We start from the raw sequence: 15,910 nt of genomic DNA on the forward strand, positions 1-15,910 counted from the left end.
TACGATCAAGGATGCTACGTTTTTCGTCCTTACCATTAAACTCAGACTGACTTGCATACGAGCAGGCAAGAAGATGATGTTTCTAAAAAAAATTAGCACCTTAATAGCGGCACTAGGCGTAGTTGGCTTATTCATAGGATTAGCCATTGACTTCCCAGACTTCCGTGAGAAGTACTTCTACAAGCACGGACTCTGGTCAGGAAAGTTCTCAACGACAACAGAGTACACCATAATCACTGGAGACTACCCAGAAACCCCAGCTGGCCAGCCTCGCTTCGTCGTAAACATAGAGTCAGCCGAAGGTTCGGGATCTGTACATGGCGAAATGTTTTCAGAAGGAATTTGCAAATACAACCCTATTTCTTGGTACTTCTACCTCGACAGTGACGCCCCTGGGTTACAAGGTTATGCAAGCCTGGGACATTCTAGGAAATTCATACTAAGTTACCTTCGTGATTCAAAAAAAGTCCCCATGGCCGAAATAAAAATCACCATATCAGAACCTCATGACTCACCTACAGCCATGGAAATAGAACCATTAGCAGTTGCGCCAGGGCTTGAAATACCAGGAAAAATCATAGCTGGGAAAGATCTTGAAGCTTACAGTGACGACTACGATTTTCTTCAGGATTACTGCGGGAAAACAAGCCAGGAGTTTCATATCAAAATGATAGAAATGATTAAAGAAGAGCGCATCAATGAGGAAAAGCGCAAGCTAGAACATAAAAAGACACAAGAAGAAAAGGCTAGTGAGACTGAATCGCCACTGTTATCCCGTTTTTTGTCTTCCCGCCTGCCATTCGGAAAGTGATCTATACGACCAACGCGATCGAGAGCATCAACGCTCAGTTATGAAAGATCATCAAGACAAGAGGCCACTTCCCAACTGATGACGCTGCCACCAAATTAATCTGGCTGGGCTTGCGCAACATCACCGCAAACTGGGGCAGTGCAGCCCATGACTGGAAAAGCGCCATGAATCAATTCGCGATCCTGTACGGGGACCGGTTCATCAGGCCGACGTGGTAAATGAAGGTCTGCCTAACGGCAGGCCGTCACCGGCCCGCACACAAAAAATCTGACACTCCCTCCGCCGCTGTCATACGACACATTGTAACTGTGAAAGCCCCTTAGTCCCGGGACTGTAGCGACGACACTTCTTCACGACACCCCCTTACCTTGACGATAACACCCCTTTACAACACGCCTTAACCTGCACAAGACGCCCTGAAAAACCCGCACCCCAGCAACCATGCGGGTTGCACCAGCAACACCTCTTCACGACACCCCTTACCTGGACGACAACACCCCTTTACGACACCCCTTAACCTGTACAAGACACCCTAAAAAACCTGAAACCCAGTAACCATGCGGGCTACAGCGGCAACACCTTTTCACGACACCGCTTCGGCCAAAAATCGGCAGATTCTCTCTATGTGAGGTGAACCGTCAGACTCCCATAAGCAATAGAGGTAGTGTGAGCATGCTTTTTTGAAACATGTGTCGCGAAGCGGATATGAGCGGCGCGCCGGTTACCCTCGAATTCAATCAGCCAGGTACCGGCGGAAAGGGATTTGAGGAGGATGAAATCCTTGGGATTGGCACAACGGGTGAGAAGCTGAAGCCAGTGCAAATTTTCAGCCCAGAAGGAGCAAGACATGGACTCGATTGAGCTACTGGTTTATGCGGTCATCGGCGTGGTCGGCACGCTGGGGGTGGCTGCGGTGATTGGCTACAAGGTCGCAGATCATCTCGACAAGAAGCATCACACCGACTGATTTTGCAGCACATCGGCAGATGCGCATGGTGGTGGCTTGGGATTCGCCAGTGCTCGGGTAACGTTCAGGCATGTGCCAAGTCCAGCAGGTTCACGTCATGAGCAAAGTTAAGTGCCCGTGCTGCAAGAAGATGATGGTTCCGAAGGTGGTCACCAGCGCGCCGTTCTACATCAATGGAATACCCGTGGGCGGCGGTGACCCGGAGTCGTCCGTATGCCCCTTCTGCCTGTCGCAGAAGTGGATGCTCACCGAACATCAGGCTCTGGCTGCCGGCAAGGCCAATGCCGAGTTCTACGGCATCATGGTTCTCGCCTTGGTGAACATCGTTGCGTTCGCCCGTTTCGGCGAACTGGCGGGCGGTATGACGCTTGCGGTGTCAGTCGCAAGCTTCTCCTGCGCGCCAGAATTATCAGGGCATTGCTACGGCACCTGGGCCGTTAGACGAGCCAGCGCATTCCAGGCGACCGGAATGCTACCCAGGCGACGAATACAGCCTGGGTAGAATTCGTAAAGGATGTCGCTGCTGCTCGACAGTGCGCAAAACTGCGTCGCTACTTGATCATTTCATCGCGGATTTAAGCGCTGTGGTGGTACTGAACCCTGTATGGCGAGCGGTTGCCCGAATGCCCTGGCCAGCGCCAAGCAGCTCACCAACGCGCTGATGCAGCCCCTTTTCAGGCGGACCTTTGTAAACACCGGAAAATTTTGCCCCTCCCAAGGGGAAGGTTGGCCGTTCGAACCGGCTCTGACACCATACATTCCCTGCCTCGTAGCGTTTTTCTGATTCCTCCGAATGCATCCATGAGTGCACGGTGGGTGCAGGAACCCAAGCCTCTCGCCTCCGGATCTCTCTCCATCCTCATATTCCGTCCCTTTCTTCAGCTGAACATTGCCTACACTCGCAGTGTGTAGACCAATCTCGTGCTTATAGGGGGGTGCCCAGGTTGACTATTAACATCGCAATCGCCACTTATGATGCAATCGTCCTGGGGTGTGACAGCCTTTCAAGCCAGGTAGAGCAAGCAATTTTGCCTTTCCGGAACGGGGGCGGTTTTGCCCGAGATGCTGATGGCAACGAATTGATTGATGCGACAGGCCATAAAGTGGTTTCGGCAGCGGAGTTGAGACCTTACGTAACCAATGTATTCGGTGGCGCACAGAAGATGTTCTGCCTTTATGAAGACGAGGACACTACCGTAGCTGCAGTCACTTCTGGGATGGCCACCCTTTGCGGGGTTACGATTGCGGGAGTGGCCAACCGCTTCAAAAAGAGAAACGCAGGAGAGGGGGCTACCTTTCGTACTGTTCAGGCCGTCGTTGAGGCATTTTTGGCGCACGTTCGCCAGGAGTGGGAGGCTGAGGTCGAATATGCGACCGCCCCGGAAGAGCTAAGACCTTATTTTCCAGACCTCCAGTTCATCGTGGGCGGTTACGGCACGGATGATGCTAGCAGTAAGGTATTCAAGCTATCGGTCAGCGCTTTGACGGTTGAAGAGCAGTTCGCTTGGCGAAGTCGTTCGGGAACCTGTTTTGCTGGGCAGTCGGATTTCGTTGAACGGCTACTCGTTGGGGTTGATGGCAGGCTTGCAGATCAAATTAATGTGACCGTTGGTCAATTAATGGCCAGCCAGGCGCCGGCGATTGTCCAAGCTTTTACTGATCAATTGAGAGCTGCAGGTGGCGAAATACCTGACGGATTCACGTTTTCCACTCCAGGTTCTCCTGTTGAGCTACCATGGTGGGACAGTGTTGCTCGTATTGACTTTGGAAATTTGCCTGCACAGTATGCCGTCGATTTAGCGGAGCTTTTGGTTAATTTGCAGTCAGGAATGCAACGCTTCGCAAGTGGTGTAGCGACCGTAGGTGGAAGGACTCACATCGGGGTGCTCAAGAGGGGCGAGAAATTCGTCATGCTCAATGAGCCAAAATTGGTACATAACCACACGGGTTATTCTCATGATTTATAGCAATCGCGATTCGTCTGGTCAGATTGGTTCAAAAACGCAGGAAGAACGAGGCAGCTTTGCCGGTTCTTTTGCTTGCTCTGATCGCAGTGGCGCAATTCCTTCGCTGCAGGATTCCCGCCCCCCTGTGCAACCCAGCACCTCGGTGAAAGGGTGTTCGACTACGTTTCGAAACGGGATGATTGAGGTCGCTTAACAGTATTTCAGCTACAAAAAAGGCCAGCATTAGCTGGTCTTTTTATTTTCTGATGCGTGTATGTCGCGAATTCTTAGCACTGTAGTTGTCGAGCAATCAGCGTGACGAGCGGTTGCCCTAATACCTAGTCCGGCGCCGAGCAGCTCGGTAACGCGCTTATGCAGGTCTGCATCGACTGGCCGGCCCTGATACTTGCCGGCGGCCTTTGCCTTCTCGATGCCCTGGGCCTGGCGCTCGCGCCGTTGCTCGTAATCCTTGCGTGCAATAGCTGCCATCATCTCTACCAGCATTGAGTTAATCGCCCCCAGCATCCGGCCGGTGAACTCGTCGCCTTTTGTGTCCTGCATTCCCTGGTGACTGGTCGGCAGGTCTAGCGCGACGATGCGCAAGCCCTTGGAATCGATCGCAGCCTTGAGCTTTTGCCAGTCTTCTACCGGGAGGCGGGAGAGGCGGTCTATGGATTCCACCAGCAGCACGTCACCCTTGCGCGCATCTTTCAGCAGGCGCAGCAACTCCGGCCGGTCGGCAGTGGCGCCGCTGACGTTCTCCAGGTACACGCTGGCGATGACCTTGTTATGGTCGCTGGCGAACTGCTCAAGCGAGGCGCGGGCGCGGCCGGCGTCTTGCTCTTCGGTGGATGCTCGGAGGTATGCGCGGATGAACATGACGGGTGCCCGTATCAGTTAGGGCGTTCTACTAGAACTGTTGCATTTTGGGTGTTACTTATAAAGCGAAAAGTCTGAAAAAGACAAAATAAGCCCGTATCTAGATAGGCATACCCAAAAAAATCGTCGCAGACTTGCGAAAGCCTGCGACGAAAAGACCAGCAGAATTATTTCCCTACGAAGTAGAGTGCCCGGCCTTGGTTGAAGATGGCCGCCGGGATCGAATCCTTCCTAAGTCGCTGACCAGGATGGTAGATGTAGATCCATTCGGGTAGGTACTTCGATGCCTGCAGCATGGCTTCCGAGGTCGTCATGTCGTTCTTGTAGGCATCAAGCGTGAACTGGTTGTGCCGGATAAATATCGGCCCGTAGCTGCGAGGCGACGCCAAGAAGCTTGGTGACGCAGCGGGTGTATCTGCGAATGGGATAGGACGTTCCACAAAGATATCTGCTGGCGTTGCGTACGAGCGCGAATGATCATCAGGATATCGGCCGGTCTGCATACCCAGCTTTGACAAACCACCTGAAAAACTCTTTCTGCGGGCCTCCTCCACTTTCTGCAGGACCAAATCCGATGCCTCCTGTGGTGAGCCGGCCTGATCGGAAGGCACCCAGGCAACAACCTGAGTTGCCCGAACCGGATCACTTGATCCACCCAGTAGCATCAAACCCAAGCCAACACCTGCGGCTGCGCCACCGCTCATGCCTGAAGGTGGTGACACATATCCAATTGCACTTAATCCAGCGTCCCCTAGCCCTGCCACTGAGCTGTTGGTGGGGCTCACTCTATCAACTCCCCCTACCATCTCGATTGGAACGTCACGCTGCCCGGAAATCCCCATGGCAGTCAGAACGTGCATCGCATCCGACCATTTTTCCTTCGGGACATCCTTTGGCTCAGGAAGCTGAACAGTCTTCGGCGATTGAGTGGAAGAACACCCAACCAGAAAAGCTACTGCCGCAGCCAGCAAGCTGACTCGAATCACTGTTGATCTACTACCCATGGCGCTACTCCCTGTTGTGATCAACACAGCTTACGGCGGCTTGTAGAAAACCCAACGGCATACACCTGCGACAGGGCCGGCTTGGGATTTCCAAGACCTGGCATAGCGTGTCATGCAACGTCATGCACACGGAGCACCACCATGGAATTTCGTGACCTTGGGAACGGGCGAACTTTCCCACCAGTAGCACCGAATGGCCGGATTTACGCCGTACCAGTCACCCAGGAAAACCAGGTAGAAATTTTCTGCCTGACACCTGAAGGGGTCGTTGGAAGCGGAGTTAAGGCCAACTGGGCTGAGATCACAGGTTTCTATTACGACGACGAGTCTTGGGAAATCATCCTGCGCAACTACATCGGCAGGGGAATACGCTTCCGCCGGGGCGTGCCCTGCGGAATCGTCGAGGACGGTTGCGAAACCTTCAAAACAAATATTCAAGGGTTCGCAATCCCAATCTGCGTAATGAACCGCATCGCTTTCGAGCAGAAAAAACTGCATCAGACCTGATGGCTGCTTTGGTCTTTCAGAGCAACCAGCAGCCTGACTACGTCGAAAGGCTTGCCCATGCCCTGGTAGGGAATTTCTCAGAGATCTAATTTCCGTCGCTTTTGTTGCTTGAAAGCGAAACCCACGCCAGGGAACCGTCCGTAGGCTGTATCCGAGTAGTTAAAGGAAGTCGGATATGACCAACAGAACTTTTAGATGCTGTTCGCATGAGCAAGCCCACTACGCCAAATCGATACGCGACCTATGCGCAATCGTTACCCCTGAATAGCCAGGAATACCGACGCATGCGCTACGTAACCGTGAGGAAATTTGCCAGCGAGTCTGGTTACTCCGAAGACGCGATCCGCTCGAAGCTTCGCGACGGGATTTGGCGGCTCGGAGAGATATGGATCAAGGCCCCAGATGGCCGAGTACTAATTGATGTGGAGGGATATGAGTCGTGGGTAGAGATGGGCGGGGAGTTCGGGCAGTCTCCGAGTCGAGTATCGAAATCACGTTCATGTATCGCGGCGTTCGGTGCCGTGAGCGGATCTCGCTCAAGCCCACCGCCACTAACCTGAAGCGGGCCGAGCAGCACAAGGCGGCAGTAGAGCACGCGATCGCCAACGGCACATTCGACTATGCCATCACCTTCCCTGGCTCACCCAGGGCGGCGAAATTCGCGCCTGAGGCCAGCCAGGAGACCGTCGCGGGCTTCCTGACCAAATGGCTGGCCGGAAAGAAGCAGCACGTGTCGAGCAGCACCTTTGTGGGATACCGGAAGATCGTCGAGCTAAGGCTGGTGCCTGCACTGGGCCCTACCCTGCTGGTCGACCTGAAGCGCAAGACGGTGCGCGACTGGCTGAACACGCTCGAGGTGTCCAACAAGACGTTGAGCAACATCCAGAGCTGCCTCCGCTCCGCGCTGAACGATGCCGTGGACGATGACGAGCTGATCGACACCAACCCCATGGCCGGGTGGACGTTCTCGCGCAAGGATCAGGTGAAAGAAGACGACGTTGACCCGTTCAGCCCTGAGGAACAGCGCGCCATCCTGGCGGCGGTTGATGGCCAAGCCAGGAATTTCGTGCAGTTCGCCCTCTGGTCAGGCATGCGCACCAGCGAACTGGTCGCCCTGGACTGGGGCGATATCGACTGGCTCAAGGGTGAGGTCTACGTTACCCGGGCGATGACCCAGGCCGCAGCAGGTGAAGCCGAGGTGACAAAGACCCTGTCAGGCAAGCGGCGTATCAAGCTGTTGGCGCCAGCCATGGAAGCCTTGGTAGCGCAAAAGTCACACACCTTCCTCGCAGGCAATGAGGTGTTCCAGAACCCTCGCACGCTCGACCGCTGGACTGGCGACCAGCCGATCCGAAAAACCATGTGGGCGCATGCCGTGAAGAAGGCAGGCGTCCGATACCGCCGACCATACCAGACCCGGCATACCTACGCCTCGATGATGCTTTCTGCTGGTGAACATCCCATGTGGGTCGCGGGCCAGATGGGTCACAGCGACTGGACGATGATCGCCCGGGTGTACGGCCGATGGATGCCCTCGGTGGACCAATCAGCTGGGACTAGAGCCGCCAGCATCTGGGCAGCAAGTTCGGTAGATGACGAAATGAAAAAAGGGGCCTAAGGCCTATGGCGGGCCAAACAGAAGCACAAGCCCGCATCATCGGCATGTGATCTGGTGGGGTGGGGATTTTTAACGAGGAGCAGGCCCGCACAGCTCAAGCTCGAACCGAGCAAATATCTTTTCTGCCTATTGCATGCTAATTTTTTCCACCTACAATGTAGGAATGAAAAATTAGCATACGAGCTAGATATGACCGATGACAACGCACCGATTATTCAACAGCCAGCCTCTGTGCTGGACGCGCTTCAGAACCTTGGTTTGACGCGAGAAGCAGTGGTGCACATTGCTAGATCTGCAGTGTCTGCCCGCTCTGAATACCTTCCAGGAATAGATGCAGTTAATTTTCCCGGAACACGCGCCTACCAAGAAGGCATACGGCAAATGCGTCTTCGGCTTAAAGCGTTACCACAAGGATGGGTGACTCGAAAATTCAACAATATCGAGCTCGTATACAGCCCCGATTTAGGGATCATGGTTGGCTTCCAAAACGTAGACCGCGCGTGTGGGAAAGTTGACCCCCAAGCGATTTCCGAGCGCGGCGAAGGCACAAGGCAGCTCGTATCACTGCCATATCAACGCAGCCTTTTCGGTGGCGACAAGACCAAAGCCATACCGCAATCCAGTGGCGCCTTTCCAATTATCTGGTTTATTTGCGTTGCCGCCCATGTAGACCGCATTCAAGTTGAGGTGTCCAGACCAAAGCCGTTCACAGCAGATCAGTTTGAAGGATTCTTTGAGCGGATATTCATTGCGGATGAACCTGTAGATGACAAGCCGCTTAGCGAAGTGATCGTTGACGATCAAGTAGACGAGCCCGAAATCTTCATCAGCAAAAAGCAAAATGGCAACTCTTAATCTTTCAAGGCTGACCTTGGCAAGAAAGCGTAGGCAGCTCACTAAAAAACAGCTTGCCGAGATGGCCGGAATCTCCAGCATTACGCTGACCCGCATTGATACGGGGGTAATTACGTGTCCAGGGAATGACACTGTTGAAGCGCTGGCCCGGGCCTTGGGCTACCCCGTCAGTTTTTTCTACCTCGATGATGTTGAAGAGCTAGATCAAAAAGAGGTCAGCTTCAGAAGCCTCAAGGCCATGACAGCAAGGCAAGCTGATGCTGCCATAGCTAGCGGCTCGCTAGGTTATATTTTCAATGAGTGGGTTTCCGGCAAGTTCAATATGCCTTCTCCAGACTTGCCAGAACTCAGATCCGAGGATCCGGGTTCCGCAGCTGCATCTATTCGTAGGCATTGGGGGTTAGGATTTAGACCAATCCCTAACCTGATAAGACTGATGGAATCCAAAGGGGTTAGAGTCTTCACTTTGTCGGAAGGAAAAAACGTAGATGCGTTTTCCTTTTGGAGGGATGGAACACCGTTTATTTTCCTGAACACTTTAAAGTCAGCAGAACGGAGCAGGTTTGATGCCGCTCATGAGCTTGGGCATTTACTGATGCATTCTCATGGATATCCTGAAGGCCGAGAGGTGGAGAAGGAGGCTGATAGTTTTGCATCACACCTGTTAATGCCGAGAGAAGACGTTTTATCTCAGCTACCTGCATCGCCATCTATCAGAAGCTTGGTGTCTGGGAAAAAAAGGTGGGGTGTTTCAGTGGTTGCTCTGGCGCGGACTGCCAAAGACGTAGGGCTTTTAACAGACTGGCATTATCGGGAACTGTGCAAGCAGATGGGCACTGCTGGTTACAGATCTGTAGAGCCCGAACCTATTCCTCGCGAAAGATCAGCGCTGTGGAAAATGGTTCTTGAAGAGCTATGGAAAGACAGGTACACCAAGGAGTCCATTGCCGCTCAACTCCAATTGCCATTGGACGAAATCGACTCACTGTTGCAAGGAGTGCTTGGCGGTTCTGACAATTTAAACCAACTTTCAGAGCGGGCGCCTTTGCGATTGGTCTGAAAGCAGCCCGGCCCTGCGCCGGGCTTTTCGTTTCTGATGCAGAACCTCACACCGCTCCAGCCAGCAGGCTCTCGTAGGGTATCTTCAGGCCATCGTGCAGTCGCTTGATCATTGCCAGGCTCAGCTTGCGCTTGCGGTTGAGCACCTCGGATACTCGCCCGCTTGAGCCGATAAAAGGCTCAAGATCGCGCGGAGTCAGGCCCTGCTGATCCATGCGAAATTTAATTGCCTCAACCGGATCAGAAGGCGGCATTGGATAGTGCTCGTCCTCGTACTTGCCGATCAGCAGCGCCAGAATCTCCAACTCGTCTCCAGCGGCAGAGCCGACAGGTGCACCCCACAATTCATCCAGGCGAGCCATGGCAGTTGCATAGTCATCCGGGGTACGGATTGGCTTGATATTCATTACACGGTCTCCGCGTTGATTCTGTCGTATTGGGCGTGAGTGCCAACGAAGCGCACCTTGGCAAGCTGCCGGTCATAATCAATGGCCAGCACCACCCGGTACTTGTTCCCCGCGATGTTGAACACCACTCGCCCTCCCTTGAGGATACTGGCCGTGCGGATCTCCGCTTTCAGATCCTGCGGAGTGCGATAGGTAGCCTTCTCCATGTGCCGGTACCATTCGACCAGAGGCGTCTGCGCGTCGTCGTAGGCCGCACTGCTCTCCCAGAATGCCCGCAGCGTACCCCTCGAAATAACATGCACCGCCAAATCCTCCCATTTCGGGAGAATATACCGAAATGACTACATCAGAGCAAGCGGAGGCGGCAGCGCTGCCTTGCCTATATCAACGCCACCCTTACCGCTTCCCGCCACATATCCTGCACCGGCCTACGGATCTTATCGAACTGCGACGACCACCGCAGCGCCGTGCAACCAATGACAGCTTAATAGCAGCCTCCTGGCTGGAAGCATCGAAAACACTGGGTTAGCTGCGGGTTCAAATCCCCCCGGCTCCACCAAATGATCAAAAAAAGACGTCCAAGGACGTCTTTTTTTGTGCCTGAAATATCTACCACAGCGGACTAGATCAAACACCAGAAGCAGATCTCACCGCTACAACCATAATCTCCACCAGCACCTCAGGCCGCGCCAGACGTGCCTGAACAGTGGCCCGTGCCGGAGCACTATCCGCTGGCAGCCAGGCGTCCCACACCGAATTCATCAGCGCGAAATCACGATCAATGTCTTTGAGCCAGATCTGCGCGCTCAAAAGCTTCCCCTTGTCGCTGCCCGCCAGCGACAACAGCGCATCGATCTTGGCCAGCACCTGCTGCGTCTGCTCTTCGATGCCAACCTGCAGATCAGTGGGCACCTGGCCGGACAGGTAGAGCAAGTCGCCGTGACTGACCATCCCGGACATCCGCGCGTTGCTCTGAAAACGTTGAATCGTTGCCATCGGTTTTACTCCATGAATTGAGAAAGCTAAGGCGCCGTGCCGTCGATCAACCGGACCAGACGCTGGGCACTACCGAACGCCAAGGTCATGCCCAGCGCACCCTGGCCGCAATTGACGTACAGGTTGTCACAACCACTGACGGCCAGAATCGGCCGCCCGGTGGGGGTCGCAGGACGCCAACCGGTCCAGGGCTGACAATCATCGGCGTTCCAGCCAAAACCGAACAATGCCTGGGTCGAGGCTTTCAGTTGTTCGATGCGTTTAACGGGAATTGACGCATCCAGCCCACACAACTCGACCATCCCCGCGACGCGTAAGCGATCACCGATCCGGGCGAACACCGTTTTACGCCGCATGTCAGTCACGCTGACCGTCGGTGCATTCATCGAATCAGTGATCGGCAACGTAATGCTGTATCCCTTGAGCGGGTAGACCGGCATGCGCACACCGAACGCTGATAACAACCCCGCACTGTAAGCACCCGCCGCCAGCACGACCGCTTGCGTCCCTAAAAGACCTGGGCCTTCGATGGCGTGGTGAATCTCCAACGCGGTGATACGCCCGCGTTCACGTCGGAAAGCGGCAACCTCACTGTCAAGCAGAAAGCGCACACCCTGCTTGCTCAATAACCGCGCAAGCTCCTGACAAAGCTTGCGCCCATCGACCGCGCATTCGCTGTCGGTATGGATCGCGCCGTGAAACGCCTTCTTATAGCCCTCTAGTGCAGGCTCGATCGACAAGGCTTCGGCGGGGCTGACGATTTTTTGTTGCCTGGCGCCTTGGGCGGCCTGGAACTTCACCTGCTCGCTGGCCTTGCGCAGGCTTTCAGCATCGGGGTAGAGAACCAGTTTTCCGGTACGGGCGAAATCGCACTGCACCTTTTCCTGACTGATGAATGCGTCCAGCGCCAGCCGACTTTCATGCGCCAGTTCCAGTAACTCGACAGTGGTCTGACGCGAAATGGACGTACGGCAGGCCGCGAGAAACTCCACACACCAGCGCCATTGTTCCACGCTCCATTGCGGCGAAAACTTCAGCGGCCCGTTGCGCGCCAACAGCATTTTCGGAATGCCCGGCAACAGAGAGGGATCAGCCAGCGGTTGCACATAGCTGTAACTCAGTTGCGCTCCATTGGCCGCACTGGCCCCCATGCCGGCCTCCCCCGCACGATCGATAACGGTGACGTTATGACCGGCCTTGTGTAAAAACCAGGCACTGCTCAAGCCCACGATTCCAGCGCCGACGACACAGATTTCCATTACGCCACCACCCTGTCAGACAGGTCCCAACCCACAGGCCGCCGTAGGTGCCAATCACTGACTTGCTGGTAGGCATGGGCGATCCGCAGGATCAATGGTTCGGCGAAAGCACGCCCGACGATCTGCATCGAGACCGGCATACGTTGCTCGTCGAAGCCCGCCGGCAGCGCCACTGAGCAGAGATTGAGCAGGTTGGCGAAACGGCCGAGCAAGGCCAGGGGCGTACCGTACTCATCGACCTGATTCAACGGCACACTGCCAATGGCGTTGGTCGGAAACGCACAGGCATCGACATTGGACATGGCCTCTTCCATGGCTCGACGGGCAACGCGTCGCTGGTTGTGCAAGTTGATATAAGCCGCCGCGTCGACGGCGCGTCCGCTCAACACCCGACGCTGCACATGAGGATCGAAGCGCAGATCATCACGCTCGAACAAACTGCCAAGGCTGGCATAGCCTTCGGCGCTCATAAGGCCACCGGCGACACGCATGCACTGATCCAGCGAAGTCGGTAGCGGCTGTTCGACCAGGTGCATGCCCAGTGCGGCCAATTGCTCAAGCCCCTGGTCATAGGCTGCCAATACGCCAGGCGCGATGTGTACGCGTTCGGTCTGTGGCAACACCCAGATGCGCAGACCGGCCACCGGAAGATTCAAGCCTGCCGCGGCGCTGAAGACTGGCGACTTGGCCGAGACAGGATCCAGCGGGTCCGGCCCCAGCAGTGCGTCAAGCATCCACGCGGCGTCTTCGACGGTGTGCGTAATCGGCCCCACCGAATCCAGCGATGGACACAATTCAATCAAACCATGACGGCTGATCAACCCACGCGTGGTTTTCAAGCCAACCAGACCACACATGCCCGCGGGAATCCGCACCGAGCCGCCGGTGTCGGTGCCCAACGCTGCGCTTGCCAACCCGCCGGCCACGGCCACCGCTGAACCACTGCTGGACCCCCCTGGCGCACGATGCACGTCGGCGTCCCATGGGTTCCACGGCGTGCCCATCACGGCATTGGTGCCCCATCCTCCGAAAGCGAATTCAACGGTGTGGGTCTTGCCCATGATGATCGCCCCGGCGCGCTCCAGTCGCTGCACTGCCGTGGCGGTGAGCCGCGAGATACGCGGCTTCTGTGCCAGCGAACCACCGGTTATGGCCTTGCCGTCGATCTCGAACAAATCCTTGATCGCAACTGGAATGCCATGCAATGGCCCCAGGTTGACACCGGCAGCCCGCTGCCGATCGGCCGCGATGGCGGCACCGAGCGCGCGCTGGGGGTAGGCCTCGACATAAGCATTGAGTTGACCGTTGAAGCGCTCGATCCGCTCCAGTTGCGCGCAAACCAGGGACTCGCTCGTGAGCGCTCCGGACTCCAGCGCTTGCCGCAACTGGCCAATACTGTGGGAAGCGGTTCGATCCATGATGTTCATGTGTTCAACCTCGAATGGTTTTGCGTCCGCGAGAAAATCGTACTTCCAGCACTCGCGATAACAGAGAAAGAGGGAAAGCGATGACGAAATAGAACAGCCCCACCAGCAGGAAAATATGCATCGGCAAAAAGGATTCGGACGCGATGGCCCGGGCCGCCAGCATCAACTCATCGGTGGCGATCAAGGCGCACAGGGAGCTGTCCTTCAGAATCGACACGTAGGCATTGAGCAACGGCGGCAACATGCCGCGAATGGCTTGCGGAAAGATCACGGCGGTGAAGGCTTGCAACGGCGTCAGGCCCGTGGCGATGGCCGCCTCACGTTGGCCTCGATGCAAGGAATCCAGTCCACCGCGCAGGATTTCCGCGACGTAGGCCGAGCCCTGCAAGCCCAAACCGATGGCTCCGGCCCAGTAACCGGACAGCGTCAGCCCGAGGCTGGGCAAGGTGAAATACAGCGCCAGCAGCAACGCCAGGAGCGGCACCGCACGCATCCCCTGGATGAAGCACACCGCCAGACGCTTGAGCAATACGCTGGGGCTCTTCATCGCCCAGGCCAGTAACGCGCCCAACATCGCCGCCAGGGCGAAGCCTGTCAGGGACAACTCGGCGCTGACCCGTGCGCCGAGTAGCAGGCGAGCGATCCAGTCGCTCCAGTATTCCGGGTATTGCTGGAAAAAACTGATCATCGCGCCGCCCCCAGATGACGTTCAAGTCGGATGAAGCCCACGCCAATTGGCAGGATCATCGCCGCATAGATGCACATCACCGCCAGATAAATCAGCGAGGTCTGGAACGTGGATGTCACCAGATTGCGTGCCAGGAACATGATTTCCGGCACGGCAATGGCCGAGGCGATGGACGTGTCCTTGATCAGTTGCGTGACGTAGTTGGCATACGCCGGCAACGCAACGCGCAGGGCCTGGGGCAAGAGGATGTAGCGCAGAATTTGCATACGGTGCAGGCCGATGGCCTGCCCGGCTTCATGCTGGCCGACGTGCAGCGATTGCAAGCCAGCTCGGAAAGTATCGGCCAGCACTGCGCTGCCTACCAGGCTCAAGCCGACGATGGCCGCCAGCCACGCGGGCAAATTGATGCCCAGGTAGGACAGCCCAAAGTAGATCAGAAACAGGTGCGCCAGCGCGGGCACGTTGCGCATCCATTCGATGAAACAGGCGATCGCGCCGTGTACCAGTCGCGATCGGCTGAACGTCAGTAAAACCGCCAGCACCAGACCACCCGCACTAGCCAGCACTAAGGTGCAGAGGGCGATTTCCAGCGCATTCATTGCGCCTTTCAACAGCAAGGGCAACAGCCCGAGGAAAGCTTCCAGATTCACCATCAAGCGCTCTCCACAGCCATACGCCCAAGAAAACTGCGGGTACGTTCGTGACAAGGATTGTCGATCACTTGCGCCGACGGCCCCTGTTCGACAATGCGTCCGCCGTCCATGAAGATCACCCGATCCGCCACATCGCGGGCAAACCGCACTTCGTGGGTGACCATGATCATGCTGCGGCCCTCTTCCGCCAGCTCGCGAATCACCGCCAACACTTCGCCGACCAACTCGGGGTCCAACGCCGAGGTCGGTTCGTCGAACAGAATCACTTTCGGTTGCTGAGCCAAGGCCCGGGCGATGGCGACCCGCTGTTGCTGACCACCGGACAATTGCTCGGGATAAGACTCGGCCTTGTGCCGCAGATGGACTTTTTCCAACATCGCGTCGGCCAACTCATACGCCTGCTTGCGCGGCATGCCTTGGGCCTTGATGGAACCGAGGGCGACGTTATCGCGCACGTTCAAGTGCGGCCAGAGATAGAACAACTGGAACACCATGGCGATCTCGCGGCGCTGCGCAGCCATCTCCCGGTCACTCATCAGGCGTAAACGCTTGCCGTCCTTGACCTGCCCGATCAGCTCGGTCCCCAGCCAGATCTCGCCACTGGTAGGTTTTTCCAGGTAATTGATGCAACGCAGGCAGGTGGACTTTCCAGATCCGCTCGGGCCAATCAGCGACAGGGTCTCACCAGGCTTCAACTCCAGACTGATGCCCTTGAGCACCTCCAGATCGCCATAGTTCTTGTGTAGTTCGTGCACGCGCAGCAACGCGGCGTCAGACGGGCTCGACATCTTGGCTAACCTCTTCTTGTTATAGGCATGGCGATGAATCGGTGCA

General features: G+C 56.0%; 17 protein-coding genes and 1 pseudogene. 8 read left to right on the plus strand and 10 right to left on the minus strand.

The genetic code is table 11. From position 1 onward, the window contains the following. Positions 1-73 precede the first annotated feature (73 nt). The 4 genes and pseudogenes from AB4N80_RS01155 (at position 74) to AB4N80_RS01170 (ending at position 3,745) form a co-directional block, all read left to right on the plus strand. The gene (locus AB4N80_RS01155) at positions 74-811 is read left to right on the plus strand and encodes a hypothetical protein (protein ID WP_186729529.1); all 738 of its coding nucleotides are present in this window, start codon (positions 74-76) and stop codon (positions 809-811) included. Further along, a pseudogene (locus tag AB4N80_RS01160) lies at positions 769-1,029 on the plus strand (transposase); the annotation flags it as partial. The gene AB4N80_RS01155 and the pseudogene AB4N80_RS01160, both read left to right, overlap by 43 nt. A gap of 846 nt (positions 1,030-1,875) precedes the next feature. Next, the gene (locus AB4N80_RS01165; RefSeq protein WP_163006894.1) at positions 1,876-2,280 is read left to right on the plus strand and encodes a hypothetical protein; all 405 of its coding nucleotides are present in this window, start codon (positions 1,876-1,878) and stop codon (positions 2,278-2,280) included. 442 nt (positions 2,281-2,722) lie between these two features. Further along, on the plus strand, positions 2,723-3,745 hold the full coding sequence (locus tag AB4N80_RS01170) for a hypothetical protein (RefSeq protein ID WP_122569120.1): 1,023 nt from the start codon (positions 2,723-2,725) through the stop codon (positions 3,743-3,745). A 222-nt stretch (positions 3,746-3,967) separates the two neighbouring features. On the opposite strand, the gene AB4N80_RS01175 is transcribed toward AB4N80_RS01170, so the two are convergent. Beyond that, positions 3,968-4,603 (minus strand): recombinase family protein, encoded by a 636-nt coding sequence (locus tag AB4N80_RS01175; protein ID WP_122569119.1) that lies wholly within the window; start codon positions 4,601-4,603, stop codon positions 3,968-3,970. A 167-nt stretch (positions 4,604-4,770) separates the two neighbouring features. Next, on the minus strand, positions 4,771-5,607 hold the full coding sequence (locus AB4N80_RS01180) for a hypothetical protein (protein ID WP_122569118.1): 837 nt from the start codon (positions 5,605-5,607) through the stop codon (positions 4,771-4,773). Between the two features lie 141 nt (positions 5,608-5,748). Here AB4N80_RS01180 and AB4N80_RS01185 point away from each other — a divergent pair, with 141 nt between their 5' ends. The 4 genes from AB4N80_RS01185 (at position 5,749) to AB4N80_RS01200 (ending at position 9,647) form a co-directional block, all read left to right on the plus strand. Continuing rightward, positions 5,749-6,114 (plus strand): hypothetical protein, encoded by a 366-nt coding sequence (locus tag AB4N80_RS01185; RefSeq protein WP_122569117.1) that lies wholly within the window; start codon positions 5,749-5,751, stop codon positions 6,112-6,114. 439 nt (positions 6,115-6,553) lie between these two features. Further along, positions 6,554-7,732 (plus strand): Arm DNA-binding domain-containing protein, encoded by a 1,179-nt coding sequence (locus AB4N80_RS01190; RefSeq protein WP_122569116.1) that lies wholly within the window; start codon positions 6,554-6,556, stop codon positions 7,730-7,732. Between the two features lie 189 nt (positions 7,733-7,921). Continuing rightward, positions 7,922-8,587, plus strand: coding sequence for a hypothetical protein (locus tag AB4N80_RS01195; RefSeq protein WP_163006893.1), 666 nt, complete (start codon positions 7,922-7,924; stop codon positions 8,585-8,587). Beyond that, entirely contained in the window at positions 8,574-9,647 is a 1,074-nt protein-coding gene (locus AB4N80_RS01200; protein ID WP_122569114.1) for a helix-turn-helix domain-containing protein, read from the plus strand. The genes AB4N80_RS01195 and AB4N80_RS01200 overlap by 14 nt, the downstream gene beginning before the upstream one ends. 46 nt (positions 9,648-9,693) lie before the next feature. Here AB4N80_RS01200 and AB4N80_RS01205 read toward each other — a convergent pair whose 3' ends face one another. The 8 genes from AB4N80_RS01205 to AB4N80_RS01240 form a co-directional block, all read right to left on the minus strand. Then, positions 9,694-10,053 carry a transcriptional regulator gene (locus AB4N80_RS01205; RefSeq protein WP_122569113.1) on the minus strand — a complete coding sequence of 120 codons (360 nt, stop codon included), beginning with the start codon at positions 10,051-10,053 and terminating at the stop codon, positions 9,694-9,696. After that, positions 10,053-10,355, minus strand: a complete 303-nt coding sequence (locus AB4N80_RS01210; protein WP_122569112.1) for a type II toxin-antitoxin system HigB family toxin — start codon at positions 10,353-10,355, stop codon at positions 10,053-10,055. Before AB4N80_RS01210 ends, AB4N80_RS01205 begins: the two co-directional genes overlap by 1 nt. A 325-nt stretch (positions 10,356-10,680) precedes the next feature. Next, complete coding sequence (locus AB4N80_RS01215; protein ID WP_122569111.1) at positions 10,681-11,049, minus strand: RidA family protein; 369 nt, start codon at positions 11,047-11,049, stop codon at positions 10,681-10,683. A gap of 26 nt (positions 11,050-11,075) precedes the next feature. Beyond that, a complete protein-coding gene (locus AB4N80_RS01220) occupies positions 11,076-12,308 on the minus strand; it encodes a D-amino acid dehydrogenase (RefSeq protein ID WP_122569110.1) in 1,233 nt (410 codons plus the stop codon). After that, on the minus strand, positions 12,308-13,735 hold the full coding sequence (locus tag AB4N80_RS01225) for an amidase (RefSeq protein ID WP_460080301.1): 1,428 nt from the start codon (positions 13,733-13,735) through the stop codon (positions 12,308-12,310). Before AB4N80_RS01225 ends, AB4N80_RS01220 begins: the two co-directional genes overlap by 1 nt. 4 nt (positions 13,736-13,739) lie before the next feature. Then, positions 13,740-14,423: an amino acid ABC transporter permease gene (locus tag AB4N80_RS01230; RefSeq protein ID WP_122569108.1), complete on the minus strand. Its 684-nt coding sequence runs from the start codon at positions 14,421-14,423 to the stop codon at positions 13,740-13,742. Next, positions 14,420-15,076: an amino acid ABC transporter permease gene (locus AB4N80_RS01235; RefSeq protein WP_122569107.1), complete on the minus strand. Its 657-nt coding sequence runs from the start codon at positions 15,074-15,076 to the stop codon at positions 14,420-14,422. Before AB4N80_RS01235 ends, AB4N80_RS01230 begins: the two co-directional genes overlap by 4 nt. Continuing rightward, entirely contained in the window at positions 15,076-15,864 is a 789-nt protein-coding gene (locus tag AB4N80_RS01240; RefSeq protein WP_122569106.1) for an amino acid ABC transporter ATP-binding protein, read from the minus strand. The genes AB4N80_RS01235 and AB4N80_RS01240 overlap by 1 nt, the downstream gene beginning before the upstream one ends. Between the last annotated feature and the right edge of the window lie 46 nt (positions 15,865-15,910).

The organism is Pseudomonas sp. H3_A02, from assembly GCF_054671965.1.

What these genes read in the sequence shown, in the direction of transcription:
- AB4N80_RS01155 (WP_186729529.1), top strand. Translation starts at nt 74, where the DNA reads ATGATGTTTCTAAAAAAAATTAGCACCTTAATAGCGGCACTAGGCGTA.
- AB4N80_RS01165 (WP_163006894.1), top strand. Translation starts at nt 1,876, where the DNA reads ATGAGCAAAGTTAAGTGCCCGTGCTGCAAGAAGATGATGGTTCCGAAG.
- AB4N80_RS01175 (WP_122569119.1), bottom strand. Translation starts at nt 4,603, where the DNA reads ATGTTCATCCGCGCATACCTCCGAGCATCCACCGAAGAGCAAGACGCC.
- AB4N80_RS01180 (WP_122569118.1), bottom strand. Translation starts at nt 5,607, where the DNA reads ATGGGTAGTAGATCAACAGTGATTCGAGTCAGCTTGCTGGCTGCGGCA.
- AB4N80_RS01185 (WP_122569117.1), top strand. Translation starts at nt 5,749, where the DNA reads ATGGAATTTCGTGACCTTGGGAACGGGCGAACTTTCCCACCAGTAGCA.
- AB4N80_RS01195 (WP_163006893.1), top strand. Translation starts at nt 7,922, where the DNA reads ATGACCGATGACAACGCACCGATTATTCAACAGCCAGCCTCTGTGCTG.
- AB4N80_RS01200 (WP_122569114.1), top strand. Translation starts at nt 8,574, where the DNA reads ATGGCAACTCTTAATCTTTCAAGGCTGACCTTGGCAAGAAAGCGTAGG.
- AB4N80_RS01205 (WP_122569113.1), bottom strand. Translation starts at nt 10,053, where the DNA reads ATGAATATCAAGCCAATCCGTACCCCGGATGACTATGCAACTGCCATG.
- AB4N80_RS01215 (WP_122569111.1), bottom strand. Translation starts at nt 11,049, where the DNA reads ATGGCAACGATTCAACGTTTTCAGAGCAACGCGCGGATGTCCGGGATG.
- AB4N80_RS01220 (WP_122569110.1), bottom strand. Translation starts at nt 12,308, where the DNA reads ATGGAAATCTGTGTCGTCGGCGCTGGAATCGTGGGCTTGAGCAGTGCC.
- AB4N80_RS01225 (WP_460080301.1), bottom strand. Translation starts at nt 13,735, where the DNA reads ATGAACATCATGGATCGAACCGCTTCCCACAGTATTGGCCAGTTGCGG.
- AB4N80_RS01230 (WP_122569108.1), bottom strand. Translation starts at nt 14,423, where the DNA reads ATGATCAGTTTTTTCCAGCAATACCCGGAATACTGGAGCGACTGGATC.
- AB4N80_RS01235 (WP_122569107.1), bottom strand. Translation starts at nt 15,076, where the DNA reads ATGGTGAATCTGGAAGCTTTCCTCGGGCTGTTGCCCTTGCTGTTGAAA.
- AB4N80_RS01240 (WP_122569106.1), bottom strand. Translation starts at nt 15,864, where the DNA reads ATGTCGAGCCCGTCTGACGCCGCGTTGCTGCGCGTGCACGAACTACAC.